Origin of the sequence: Streptomyces sp. NPDC002055 (assembly GCF_040296705.1) — a bacterium.
Classification (GTDB): Bacteria; Actinomycetota; Actinomycetes; order Streptomycetales; family Streptomycetaceae; genus Streptomyces.
On sequence record NZ_JBEOXS010000008.1, the window covers coordinates 72,474 to 84,685 of the forward strand.

8 protein-coding genes are annotated in these 12,212 nt (G+C 74.8%); 4 read left to right on the forward strand and 4 right to left on the reverse strand.

Annotation, left to right across the window (positions count from 1 at the left end; all coding sequences use genetic code 11):
- Positions 1 to 132 precede the first annotated feature (132 nt).
- Complete coding sequence (locus ABT112_RS06745; RefSeq protein ID WP_351506323.1) at positions 133 to 2,481, reverse strand: ABC transporter ATP-binding protein/permease; 2,349 nt, start codon at positions 2,479 to 2,481, stop codon at positions 133 to 135.
- A 188-nt stretch (positions 2,482 to 2,669) separates the two neighbouring features.
- Between ABT112_RS06745 and ABT112_RS06750 the strand changes: the two genes are divergently transcribed.
- Positions 2,670 to 3,134, forward strand: coding sequence for a gamma-glutamylcyclotransferase family protein (locus ABT112_RS06750; protein WP_351506325.1), 465 nt, complete (start codon positions 2,670 to 2,672; stop codon positions 3,132 to 3,134).
- A gap of 195 nt (positions 3,135 to 3,329) precedes the next feature.
- On the forward strand, positions 3,330 to 4,310 hold the full coding sequence (locus ABT112_RS06755; RefSeq protein WP_351506327.1) for an adenosine deaminase: 981 nt from the start codon (positions 3,330 to 3,332) through the stop codon (positions 4,308 to 4,310).
- A gap of 211 nt (positions 4,311 to 4,521) precedes the next feature.
- Here the strand turns inward: ABT112_RS06755 and ABT112_RS06760 are convergent, their stop codons facing one another.
- Complete coding sequence (locus ABT112_RS06760; protein ID WP_351506329.1) at positions 4,522 to 6,615, reverse strand: molybdopterin oxidoreductase family protein; 2,094 nt, start codon at positions 6,613 to 6,615, stop codon at positions 4,522 to 4,524.
- 161 nt (positions 6,616 to 6,776) lie between these two features.
- Positions 6,777 to 7,592, reverse strand: a complete 816-nt coding sequence (locus ABT112_RS06765) for a SanA/YdcF family protein (protein ID WP_502975260.1) — start codon at positions 7,590 to 7,592, stop codon at positions 6,777 to 6,779.
- Positions 7,593 to 7,862: 270 nt separating this feature from the next.
- On the opposite strand from ABT112_RS06765, the gene ABT112_RS06770 reads away from it, so the two are divergent.
- Positions 7,863 to 8,900 (forward strand): sirohydrochlorin chelatase, encoded by a 1,038-nt coding sequence (locus ABT112_RS06770; RefSeq protein WP_502975261.1) that lies wholly within the window; start codon positions 7,863 to 7,865, stop codon positions 8,898 to 8,900.
- Positions 8,901 to 9,358: 458 nt separating this feature from the next.
- Positions 9,359 to 10,714, forward strand: coding sequence for a deoxyguanosinetriphosphate triphosphohydrolase (locus ABT112_RS06775; RefSeq protein WP_351506333.1), 1,356 nt, complete (start codon positions 9,359 to 9,361; stop codon positions 10,712 to 10,714).
- A 569-nt stretch (positions 10,715 to 11,283) separates the two neighbouring features.
- Here ABT112_RS06775 and ABT112_RS06780 read toward each other — a convergent pair.
- The gene (locus ABT112_RS06780; RefSeq protein ID WP_351506335.1) at positions 11,284 to 12,048 is read right to left on the reverse strand and encodes a GntR family transcriptional regulator; all 765 of its coding nucleotides are present in this window, start codon (positions 12,046 to 12,048) and stop codon (positions 11,284 to 11,286) included.
- Positions 12,049 to 12,212: the final 164 nt, after the last annotated feature.

Below are 12,212 nucleotides of genomic sequence, written 5' to 3' on the forward strand. Positions count from 1 at the left end.
GCCCCCTGCCGTGCCCCGCGCCCCGTCCCGCCCCCGGCCGGACGGGCTACCGCACCCGCCCGGCACCCCGCCGCCCCCGCCTGGCACGCCGCCGCACCCGCCCGGTACTCCGCCGCGCACCGCGACCACCCGCTACTCCCGCATGACGTCCGGCTCGTGGCGGCGCAGCAGCTTCGTCACCGCGTAACCCAGCAGCACCGACAGCACCACCAACATGCCCATGTCGAGCACCCAGATCCCCGCCGCGTGGTCGTACAGCGGGTCCGACGCGACGCTCTGCGGCACGATGCGCTGCAGGTCGACCGTGGCGGCCATGGCGGCCAGCCCCCACCGCGCGGGCACCAGCCACGACAGCTGGTCCAGCCCCGGCACTCCGCTCAGCTTCAGCAGCGCGCCGCAGAACACCACCTGCACGATCGCGAGGAGGACCAGCAGCGGCATGGTGACCTCCTCCTTCCGCACCAGGGCGGACACGAACAGGCCCAGCATCATCGCCGTGAACCCCAGCAGCGCCACGGCCAGCGCGATCTCGACACCGGCCGGCAGGAACACCCCTGCGCCGCCGGGGGCGTTCAGGTCCACCCCGAACAGCCCGACCACGGTCAGCACCACCGCCTGGACCACGGTGATCAGCCCCAGCACCACCACCTTGGACATCAGATACGCCGAGCGGGACAGCCCGACGGCCCGCTCCCGCTGATAGATCGTTCTCTCCTTGACCAGTTCCCGCACCGCGTTGGCGGCGCCGGTCAGCACCGCCCCCACACACAGGATCAGCAGCGTGTTCATCGCCTCCTGCCGGCCGAGCCGGCTCCCGGCGAGGGCGTGCGCCATCGCGCCCATCACGAAGGGGAGCACGACCATGACGGCGAGAAAGGTCCGGTCGGCGGCGAGCGCCGCCGCGTACCGCCGGATCAGCGTCCACAGCTGCGACCCCCAACTCTGGGCCTTCGGCGGCGCCACCGAGCTCTGCGCCGGTTCCCGGGGGCGCTGCGGCTGCTCCGTGGCGGCCACGATGTACTGCCGGTACTGCGCGGAGGCGCGGAACCGCCCGGCCCAGTCCCGCCCGGTGTCGTTCTCGAAGGCCTCGAACGCCTCCGGCCACTCCCGGAAGCCGAAGTACGCCAGGCTCTCCTCCGGCGGCCCGTAGTAGGCGATCCGCCCGCCGGGCGCCAGCACCAGCAGCCGGTCGCACACGTCCAGGCTCAGCACGCTGTGCGTCACCACGATGACGGTGCGCCCGTCGTCCGCCAGCCCCCGCAGCATGTGCATCACCGAGCGGTCCATGCCCGGGTCGAGACCGGACGTGGGCTCGTCGAGGAAGAGCAGCGACGGCTTCGTCAGCAGCTCCAGCGCCACGCTGACCCGCTTGCGCTGGCCCCCGGAGAGGCTGTGGACGTGCTGCCGCACCCGCTGGTCCAGACCCAGCTCGTGGATCACCTCGTCCACCCGGGCCTGCCGCTCGGCCTTCGCGGTGTCCTCGGGGAAGCGCAGCCGGGCGGCGTAGCCGAGGGCCCGGCGCACCGTCAGCTGGGTGTGCAGGATGTCGTCCTGCGGGACGAGCCCGATGCGCTGCCGCAGCTCCGCGTAGTCCCGGTACAGGTCCCGGCCGTCGTAGAGCACCGTGCCCCGGTCCGCCGGCCGCAGCCCGGTCAGCGCGTTGAGCAGCGTCGACTTCCCCGCGCCGCTCGGTCCGACCACCGCGAGCAGGCACTTTTCGCCCACCGGAAAAGACACGTCGTCCAGCAGCGTCCGCCGCCCCCGGTCGACCCGCACCGTGAGGTCCTGGACGGCGAGCGACACCTCGCCGGTGTCGACGAACTCCTGGAGCTCGTCCCCGGCCAGGCTGAACGCGGAGTGCCCGATGCCGATGATGTCCCCGGGCCCGACCAGGGCCCGCAGTACGCGTTGCCCGTTCAGATAGGTGCCGTTGTGGCTGCCGAGGTCCACGATCTCGTGCCCGCCGTCCACCCCGGTGGCCCGCAGCTCGGCGTGGTGCCGCGACACCGACAGATCGGCGACGACCAGGTCGTTGCCGGCCGCCCGGCCGATCCGCACGGTGCGCTCCGGGGACAGCGGACGGACCGAGGTCGGCCGCCGGAAGGTGTTGGTGGCCGAGGGGTGGGAGACCGCGGGGGGCCGTTCGTACGGCCGGGGCCGGGGCAGCCCGCTGAGCACCGCGCGGGGGCCGTCGGCGGGGCTGCCGAAGCGGATGACGGTGCCGGGCCCGACCCCCGACTGCCGGACGCGTTCCCCGTTCGCGTACGTGCCGTTGGTGCTGCCGGTGTCCTCCAGCATCCAGTGGCCCGCGGAGGGCCGCAGCACCGCGTGGTGCCAGGAGACCCTGGCATCGCTCAGCACGATGTCGCTCGAGGGATCGCGCCCCACGTGGTACGACCGGCTGGGACGCATCACCCGGGAGTCGCCGTCGGCTTCAAGGACGAGTTCCGGCGCGGCGGGCGCGAACGGCCGCTCTCCCATGTCTTGGATTTTACGGCCGGGGCCCCGCGGACGCCTTTCCGCGCCTGCCGGGGCGTGCTCCGGGAAGCCGCCCCGGTACGGGAGAAACCGCCCGGTCAGGGGCCCTGGGGAGGCCCCCGCTCCCCGCCGCCGGGACGCCCCGGTGCAGGCTGGTCCCAGCGCCCCGGCCCCGAGGAGGTACCCCTGCCATGACGACCCGACCGACCCCCGGGGACCCGGCCGCCCCCGAGCGGCTGCCCTTCTTCGTCTACGGCACGCTCAGGCCCGGCCAGGTCAACCACGACCGCTTCCTCCTCGGCCGCACCGTCGCCGAGGAGCCGGGGTCGATGCGCGGAGCGGTGCTCTACGAGGGGCCCGGCTGGCCGTACGCCGTGGAGGACCCGCGGGGAGAGATCCGCGGCGAGCTCGTCACCCCCGCCGCCGCGCACTACGCCGCGCTGCTCGCGGCCCTCGACGAGCTGGAGGACTACGCCCCCGGCGACCCCGCGAACATCTACGAACGCGTGGTCCGCGAGGTGTTGCCCGCCGCCGGCGGAGCCGCCCGCGCCTGGGTCTACCTCGCCGCGGAACCGGTGGCCAGGCGGCTGCGCACGTCCGGCAGGCAGGTGCGCGGCGGCGACTGGCCGTCCGGATCGGCGCGTTACCCTGAATGACTCCTGACCCTGAATGATCACTTCCGCTTCCGGGGCGGCCGGCACGCCCACAGCCCCGTAGCCCTGAGGCCCGCAACCCCACAGCCCGTAGCCCCACAGCCCCGTAACCCACAGCCCCACAGCCCCGCACCCCGGCGGTCGGCCCCGCCCCCGGTACCGGACCGTCCCCGCAACACAGAGCAGGTGTTCCCGCCCGTGCGCCCGATCCCCACCGCAGAACTGCACCTTCACATCGAAGGCACCCTGGAGCCCGAGCTCGCCTTCGCGCTCGCCGAGCGCAACGGGATCCGGCTGCCGTACGCCGATCAGGACGCGCTGCGCGCCGCGTACTCCTTCTCCGACCTGCAGTCCTTCCTGGACCTCTACTACGCGCTGATGGCGGTGCTGCGCACCGAGGACGACTTCGCGGACCTGGCCGACGCCTATCTGGCCCGCGCCCGGGAGCAGGGCGTCCGGCACGCCGAGATCTTCTTCGATCCGCAGGCCCACACCTCGCGCGGGGTGCCCATCGGGACCGTGATCAACGGCCTCGCCCGCGCGCTGGACGCCGCCCCGGAGAAGCACGGCATCACCACCCGGCTGATCATGTGCTTCCTGCGGGACGAGAGCCCGGAGTCCGCCGTGGCGACCTTCGAGAGCGCCCGCCCCCACCTGGACCGGATCACCGCGGTCGGGCTGGACTCCGCCGAGGTCGGCAACCCGCCGTCCGCCTTCCGCGAGGTGTACGCGCTGGCCCGCGAGGCCGGTCTCAAGTGCGTCGCCCACGCGGGGGAGGAGGGCCCGCCCTCCTATGTGTGGGAGGCGCTGGACGTGCTCGGCGTCGACCGGGTCGACCACGGCGTGCGGTCCCTGGAGGACGCGGCCCTCGTCGCCCGGCTGGTCGCCGACCAGGTGCCGCTGACGGTCTGTCCGCTGTCGAACGTCCGGCTGCGCGTCATCGACCGGCTGGAGGACCACCCGCTGCGGCTGATGCTGGACGCCGGGCTGCTGGTCACCGTCAACTCCGACGACCCCGCCTACTTCGGCGGCTACCTGCACGACAACATGGTGGCCGTGACCGACGCCCTGGGGCTGGACGAGGAGACGGTGCGCACCCTGGCCCGCAACTCCTTCCGGGCGTCCTTCCTGGACGAGCCGGCCAAGCAGGCGTATCTGCGGGAGATCGACGCCCACTGACACCGGCGGGCCGGTGCGCCGGGCGGAGGGCCTCGCCGCGGCGGAGGGGCGAGGGCTGTGCCGCCGCGGTCCCCGCACCGGCCCGGTTCACAGGAGGAGCCGGTCCGGCCGTCGCCGGCCGGATCGGGGGCGGCCGGTCAGGCCTGGCCCCGCACCGTCCCGCACCGGCCCGCACCGGCCCGCACCGGTCCTCCACCGCCTCCCACCGGGGTCAGCCGTCCGCCGGGGCCGCCTCCAGCCGGACCGCGCAGACCTTGAACTCCGGCATCCGCGAGGTCGGGTCGAGCGCCGGGTTGGTCAGCGAGTTCGCCCGGCCGGCCCCCGGCCAGTGGAAGGGCATGAAGACCGTGTCGGGGCGGATGTCGGTCGAGATCCGGGCCGGTGCGACCGCCCGCCCGCGGCGGGAGACCACCGCCACCGGGCTGCCCTCGGCCACCCCCACCCGCTCGGCGAGCTGCGGGTGCAGCTGCACGAACGGCCCCGGGGCAGCGGTGTTCAGCTCGTCGACCCGCCGGGTCTGGGCCCCCGACTGGTACTGGGCCAGCACCCGGCCCGTCGTCAGCAGCACGGGGTAGTCGGCGTCCGGCTCCTCGGCGGCGGGCCGGTGCGTCACCGGGACGAACCGCGCCCGCCCGTCGTCCGTGGCGAACCGGTCGAGAAAGAGCCGGGGCGTGCCCGGGTGCGGCCGGGCGGTGTCCGGACAGGGCCAGAAGACCCCGTCCTCCGCGGCGATCCGGCCGTAGGTGATGCCGGAGTAGTCGGCGGGGCCGCCCGCCGAGGCGCGGCGCAGCTCGTCGAAGACCTCCTCCGGATCGGTGGGGAACCCCTTCTCCCGGCCCAGCCGGGCCGCGAGGCCGTGGAGCACGTCCAGATCCGAACGGACCCCGGGCGGCGGGTCGAGGGCCCGGCGGCGCAGCAGCACCCGGCCCTCCAGGTTGGTGGTGGTGCCGGTCTCCTCCGCCCACTGCGTCACCGGCAGCACCACATCGGCGAGTTGCGCGGTCTCGGAGAGCACCACGTCGGCGACGGCGAGGAAGTCCAGGGAGCGCAGCCGCTCCTCGATGTGGGCGGCGCGGGGCGCGGAGACCACCGGGTTGGAGCCCATCATCAGCAGCGCCTTCACCTCGGTGCCCAGGGCGTCCAGCAGCTCGTAGGCGCTGCGGCCCGGGCCCGGCAGCGCGTCGGGGTCCACGCCCCACACGCCCGCCACATGGGCGCGCGCCGCCGGGTCGGTGAGCTTGCGGTAGCCGGGCAACTGGTCGGCCTTCTGGCCGTGTTCGCGTCCGCCCTGCCCGTTGCCCTGGCCGGTGAGGCAGCCGTAACCGGCGTGCGGGCGCCCGGCGTTCCCGGTCGCCAGGCAGAGGTTGATCCAGGCGCCCACGGTGTCGGTGCCCTTGGACTGCTGCTCGGGGCCGCGGGCGGTCAGCACCATCGAGGCGGGCGCGTCGCAGAACAGGGCCACCGCCCGGCGCAGTTGCGGCAGCGGCACACCGGTGATCCGCTCCACAAGCTCCGGCCAGTGCGCCATCGCCGCGGCGCGGGCCTCGGGCCAGCCGGACGTCCGGGCGGCGATGAACTCCTCGTCCAGCCTGCCCTCCGCGACCACCAGGTGCAGCAGGCCCAGGGCGAGGGCCAGATCGGTGCCGGGGCGCGGCGCGAGGTGCAGGTCGGCCTGGTCGGCGGTGCGGGTCCGGCGCGGATCGATGACGATCAGGGTCCCACCGTTCTCCTTCAGCTCGGTGAGGTAGCGGACGGCCGGGGGCATGGTCTCGGCGAGGTTGGAGCCGACCAGGATCACACAGCCCGCGCCGGGGATGTCCGCCAGCGGGAACGGCAGCCCGCGGTCCAGCCCGAACGCCCGCTGGTGCGCGGCGGCGGCCGACGCCATGCAGAAGCGCCCGTTGTAGTCGATCTGCGAGGTGCCCAGCGCCACCCGGGCGAACTTGCCCAAGGCGTACGCCTTCTCGTTGGTCAGCCCGCCGCCCCCGAACACACCGACCGCGTCCGGCCCGTGCCCGGCGCGCGCCCCGGCGAGACCGGTGGAGACCCGGTCCAGGGCCTCCTCCCAGCCGGCCGGTTCGAGCTCCCCGGCGGGGGAGCGGACCAGCGGCTCGGTCAGCCGTACCCGGGAGGACAGCACGGCGGGCGCGGTCCGGCCCTTGCCGCACAGGGCGCCCCGGTTGACGGGGAACGCGGTCCGCTCCACCACCTCCACCCCGCCCGCCCCGGGCTGCAGTCCCATGCCGCACTGCAGCGAGCAGTACGGACAGTGGGTGTCGACGGGGGCCGCGGTCTCGGTGCGCATGCGGCCAGCGTGCGTCGGGGGTGTTACGCCCCGGGACTCCCCGGGTTACACCCGGCGCACGGTCACCTCAGCGGGCGCGCGGGGGCGGGGTGAGGAGTGGGGCCGGTCCGCCGTCACGGCACCGGTCCGCCGTCACGGCGGCTCCCCCGTCACGGCACCGCTCAGCCGCCCAGCGCCCGGGTCACCCCGTGCTCGCGGGGGCCGAGGAAGTGCGGCTCCGGGCGCAGGGCCGAGTCCAGGGCCGCCTTGCCCGCGGCGGCGATCTCCCGGGTGCCGCCGTACCACCAGGTGACGTCCTGGGGTTCGGCCACCCCGACGCCGTACGCGTCGATGCCCGCGGCCCCGCAGAGCGCCAGCGCCCGCCGGATGTGGAACCCCTGGCTGACCAGCAGCGCCCGGTCCACCCCGAAGATCCGCTTCGCCCGGGCGCAGGAGTCCCAGGTGTCGAAGCCCGCGTAGTCGCTGACGATGTGGCGCCCCGGTACCCCGTGCCGCATGAGGTAGCCGCGCATCGCGTCCGGCTCGTCGTAGTCGGTCCGGCTGTTGTCGCCGGTCACCAGCACGACCCGGACCTTCCCCTGCCGGTAGAGCTCGGCCGCCGCCTCCAGCCGGTGCGCGAGGTACGGCGTGGGCCGGCCCCCGAACAGCCCGGCGCCGAAGACCACGGCCACCGGCGCGGACGGGGCGCCCGCGACATCGCGCATCCGGTCGGACGTGGTCGCGTACAGCCAGGTCATCGGCAGCAGCGCCAGTACGCAGGCCAGCACGGCGGCCCGCACGGCCCGCCGCTGCTTCCGGAGGGGCCAGGTTCGCCATGCGGTGCACAGCCGCTGGAGCCCGGGCCATGCTCTGCGCAGTCCGGTATTCCGGATGCCGAGCCACGATCTCCGATGTCCGGGCCACGATGTGCGCACCTCGGGACGCGGCCTCCCCGCCGGCCCGCTTCCCTGGAACCGTGGCAGCCGAGGTCCGCCCATCCGATCCTCCCCTGATCGCTTCCCACCCACGGGCCTGATCGCTTCCCCACCGAGGGGAAGGACGACGGATGGACGGAAACGGTTCGCACGAGTGATCGACCGGGCGGTCCGCGCGGCGACCGGCGGTCCGCGGGCCCTGGGGGCGACCGGCGGTCCGCGGGCTCTCCTGGCGCGGGCTTCCCCGTCGGGCTCGACGCACCGTGAGGCCTCCGAAACCAGGTGTCATCCGGCCGCAATCGCCCGGCAACGACCGGTGGCCAGACTTCCTTCATGACGGCGTCGACACCGCCCGCGGGCACCCCTCGGCCACCCTCGTCCCACCCCGGCAGCGGGCCCCGGAGGCCCGGCCGGCCGGTTCCGGTCCCCCTCGACAGTACGGCGCAGCTCATGTTCCGCATCACCGCACAGCTCAGCAGCCAGTTGCCGCACGCCGGCGCCCGTAGTCCGCGGCGTCCGCTGCCCGGGGGCCGCCGACGGCCCCCGGCCCTGGTCGCCGTCGCCCACGGCAGCCGCGACCCGCGCGCCCTGCGCACCGTCCGGGCTCTCCTCGACCGGGTCCGGGCCCTGCGGCCCGAGGTCCCCGTCCGGCTCGGGCACATCGAGCTCAACGCGCCGCTGCTGCCCGACACGCTGGCCGCCCTGCGCGGCGAGGCGGTGCTGGTGCCGCTGCTGCTCGGCCGCGGTCACCATGTGAAGCACGACATTCCGGAGGCCCTCGCCGCCGCGGCCGGGTTGCGGGCCCGGATCGCCGCGCCGCTCGGCCCGCACCCGCTGCTCGCCGAGGCCCTGCACGGCCGGCTCGTCGAAGCGGGCTGGCCCGCCGTGGGGGCGCCGGATTCCGGCCACCACCTGGGCGGTACCGCGGTAACCGGCCACTCCAGCGGCACGGGCGCAGACTACACTGAACCGGCAGTAAACCGGACAGAAATGCAGCGCGGTGCCGTGGTGCTGGCCGCCGCGGGCTCGCGCGACCCCGACTCCGCCGTCGACACCGCGGCCACCGCCGAACTGCTCTCCGCCCGGCTCGGCGGAGTGCCCGTCCTGCCCGCCTACGCCTCGGCCGCGGGCCCCACCGTGCCCGACGCGGTGGCCGAGCTCCGGGCCCGCGGCCACGGGCGCATCGCCGTCGCCTCCTACTACACCGCCCCGGGCCGGTTCGCCGCCCGGAGCGCCGCCGAGGCCCCGGGGGTCGCCGCCGCGCCGCTCGGCGCGCACCCGGCCATGGCCCGGCTGCTGCTGCACCGCTACGACGAGGCGCTCGCCACCGCACCGGTACGGATGATGGAGCGGCGCCCGGCCGCGGCGTGACGCTCCGGGCTCCCGGTCCGCGTGACAGCCCCGGCCCCGGGACACCGTGTGACGTCCCGGCCCGGGGCCGCACCGGGCCGGCGCCGTCCCGCCACAGCGGGCGGGACGCTGCCGGCGGAACCGCGACCGCGGGTGGGGCGACGGCGGCCCCCCCCACGACAGCAGGCGGGCGGCGGCCCCCACGACAGCGGGCGGGCGGCGGCCCCACGACCGCGGGCGGCCCGGCGGCAGACCCCACGACGGCGCGCCGGACCCCGCGGGACGGCAGCGAGGAGAGGGCCGAGGGCGGAGAGCAGAGGGCAGTGGGCGGAGGACCGAGAGCAGAGGAGCCAGGGCAGAGGACCCAGGGCAGAGGACCCAGGGCAGAGGGCCGAGGGCGGAGCGCGGTGCGGAACCGATTCCTCCCCCGCGTGACAGGCGGTGCCCCGGCTGTCGGCCGGGCCCGTTACCGTCCCTGTATGGCAGGAAACGACCGGGTGAGCTCCTTTCCCGCGCGGGAGACCGCACAGGAGCAGTACGGCCCCTACGCCGGGGAGGACGTCCAGCGCCGGGCCCCCGAGCCCGACAAGCGCCCCGGCCGCACGGCCTTCCAGCGCGACCGGGCCCGGGTCCTGCACTCCGCCGCGCTGCGCCGGCTGGCCGGGAAGACCCAGGTGGTCACCCCCGGTTCGGCGCCCCACGACCCGGCCTCCGGCGACCGTTCGCTGTCCTGGGACGCCAGCCCGCGCACCCGGCTGACCCACTCCCTCGAATGCGCCCAGGTCGGGCGGGAGCTCGGGGCGGCGCTGGGCTGCGACCCGGACCTCGTCGAGACCGCCTGCCTCGCCCACGACCTCGGCCACCCGCCGTTCGGGCACAACGGCGAACAGGTCCTCAACGACTTCGCCAAGGACTGCGGCGGCTTCGAGGGCAATGCCCAGTCGCTCCGGCTGCTCGCCCGCCTGGAGCCCAAGCGGTTCCTGCGCGACGCGGACGGCGAGCAGGTCAGCGTCGGTCTCAACCTCACCCGCGCCGCGCTCGACGCCGCCACCAAGTACCCCTGGGCGCGCGGCGGTCACCCCACCGACCCCGACTCCCCGAAGTTCGGCGTCTACGCCGACGACCTCCCGCTGTTCCACTGGCTGCGGCAGGGCGCGCCGGAGCACCGGCAGTGCTTCGAGGCCCAGGTCATGGACTGGTCGGACGACGTGGCGTACTCCGTCCACGACGTGGAGGACGGGCTGCACGCCGGGCATCTCGACCCCGGTCTGCTGCTCGCCGAGCCCGAGCGCAGGGAGGTCTTCGCCTGCGCCGTCGCCCGCTACGCCCCGCCCGGCACCGAACCGGACGAGCTCGCCGAGGCCCTGGACCGCCTGATGGAGCAGGAGTGGTGGCCGCACGGCTACGACGGCTCGGCCCTCGCCCAGGCCCGTCTCAAGGACGCCACCAGCCAGCTCATCGGGCGGTTCTGCCTCGCCGCGGAGAGCGCCACCCGCAAGGCGTACGGGCCCGGCCGGCTCACCCGCTACGCCGCCGAACTGGTCGTCCCGCGGGCGGCCCGGCTGGAGTGCGCGGTGCTGAAGGCCGTCGCCGACCTCTATGTGATGCAGCGCGACGAGCAGGAACAGGTCCGGGCCGACCAGCGCGTCGTCCTCGGGGAGCTCGCCGAGGCCCTCAGCGCCCGCGCCCCCGAGGGCCTCGACCCGCAGTTCCGCGCGCTGTACCACGCGGCCGACGACGACCGGGCGCGGCAGCGGGTCGTCGTCGACCAGATCGCCGCGCTGACCGACGCCACGGCACGGAGCCTGCACGCCCGCCTCACCCGGGGGCGCTGAACCGTCCGGGGGCCGCTGATCACCGGGTGCGGGCAGCCGCGCCGCGGGCTGGGTGCCGCCGAGCCCAGGGCGTGCGCGCCCCGGACGCCGGCGTGCCCGCGATGCTCCTAGCGGGAGGAGGCGCGCCGCCGTGCCGCAGAGCGTGAGGCCGCGCAGCGGCGCAGCGGCCGGTGTGCACCCGCTGCGGAGGGAAGTTCACCGATGAGCGCCGGCAGTCGATCCGGCAGTCCAACTGGCGCAGTGAGGTTGATGAGCTGTGCAGGCCGTGCCTGGACGAACACTATGAACAGGTGAGGGCGGAGAAGGCCGCACGTTTCCAGACGCAGGAAGCCGCGGCCAGGGAGGTGGCGGAAGCGGAGCTGAAGAACAAGCGCGGCCTGTTCCGCTCGCAGTCGGCACCGACAGCGCAGGCCGGAACCTGGCCCGGCGGCCGCGCTCTGTACGACCCGCGCCCCGGCGAGCCCCGCCCTCCGGGCCCCGGTGTGAGCTGCCGTTTCTACCACTCCGGCGATACACGCTGAACGGGTGGCTCCGCGCGAGACGCGCATCAGCGCCGGAAGGCCGTCCCGTCACGGGTGTTCGGCGGTGGGGTGCCGGGTGAGGGCGTAGCCGACATCGAAGGTGCTGGCGGACATGCGGGTGTCGTTGATCTCGAGGACGGTGCCGTCGGGTCCCGTGGTCGTGCGGGTGATGCGCAGGACCGGGACTCCTCTTGGGAGGTGCAGGCGGTCGCTCTCAACGGGGGTGGGCATGCGGGCGCTGACGGCCTCCTCCCAGGAGAGCGGGGCGTGGCCCATCTGCTCGAGCAGGTCGTAGATGCCTCCGGGACCGGTGTCCGTCTCCGCGAGCCGGGTACCGCGGGCGACAGGAGCAGGCAGGTAGCTGGTGGCCAGCTGGAGGGGCGTCCTTGTGGCAGGGTCGCCCATGAGGCGGTCCCGCACCAGGACGTCCTGCTCCTCGCCTTCGGGAAGACGAAGCAGCGCGGCGATGTCGCGGGGGGCGGGCGCCCAGGTGACGGTAGGTGATTCGAGGGCGATCCAGCTCTGGGCGGAGGCGTCGAAGTAGTAGCCGCGGTCGTCGCGGTAGACCTGGCGGCTGCGGGTGAGCCGGCGGCGGGTCGGCGGAGTGCGCACGACGGTGCCGCGGCGGCGGGTGACGTCGACCAGGCCCTCGGCCTCAAGTTCGGCTACTGCTTCGCGGGCGGTCTGTTTCGCGACGCCGTGCTGCTGGGCGAGGTCGACGATTTTCGGCAGGGTCCCGCCCGCGGGGTAGGTCCCGTCCTCGATGGCGGCGCGCAGTTCGGCGGCCATTTGCCGGTAGGCGGGGCTGCTCATCCGTACCTCCAGTGTCGCGTGGATTCGGACAACCTCACTCGATAGTCCTAGCCCTATTGACGGTGCATCACATGCTCCCGAAGATAGTCCTAGTTCTAACGTGTCGTGAGTATCGGCGGCCAGCTGCTCGCCGGTCTCAACTCGATCCGCGACAGACCCTTCTG

Coding starts and splice junctions, on each gene's coding strand:
- ABT112_RS06775 (WP_351506333.1), top strand. CDS start 9,359: ATGGCAGGAAACGACCGGGTGAGCTCCTTTCCCGCGCGGGAGACCGCA.
- ABT112_RS06770 (WP_502975261.1), top strand. CDS start 7,863: ATGACGGCGTCGACACCGCCCGCGGGCACCCCTCGGCCACCCTCGTCC.
- ABT112_RS06750 (WP_351506325.1), top strand. CDS start 2,670: ATGACGACCCGACCGACCCCCGGGGACCCGGCCGCCCCCGAGCGGCTG.
- ABT112_RS06780 (WP_351506335.1), bottom strand. CDS start 12,048: ATGAGCAGCCCCGCCTACCGGCAAATGGCCGCCGAACTGCGCGCCGCC.
- ABT112_RS06745 (WP_351506323.1), bottom strand. CDS start 2,481: ATGGGAGAGCGGCCGTTCGCGCCCGCCGCGCCGGAACTCGTCCTTGAA.
- ABT112_RS06760 (WP_351506329.1), bottom strand. CDS start 6,615: ATGCGCACCGAGACCGCGGCCCCCGTCGACACCCACTGTCCGTACTGC.
- ABT112_RS06765 (WP_502975260.1), bottom strand. CDS start 7,592: ATGGGCGGACCTCGGCTGCCACGGTTCCAGGGAAGCGGGCCGGCGGGG.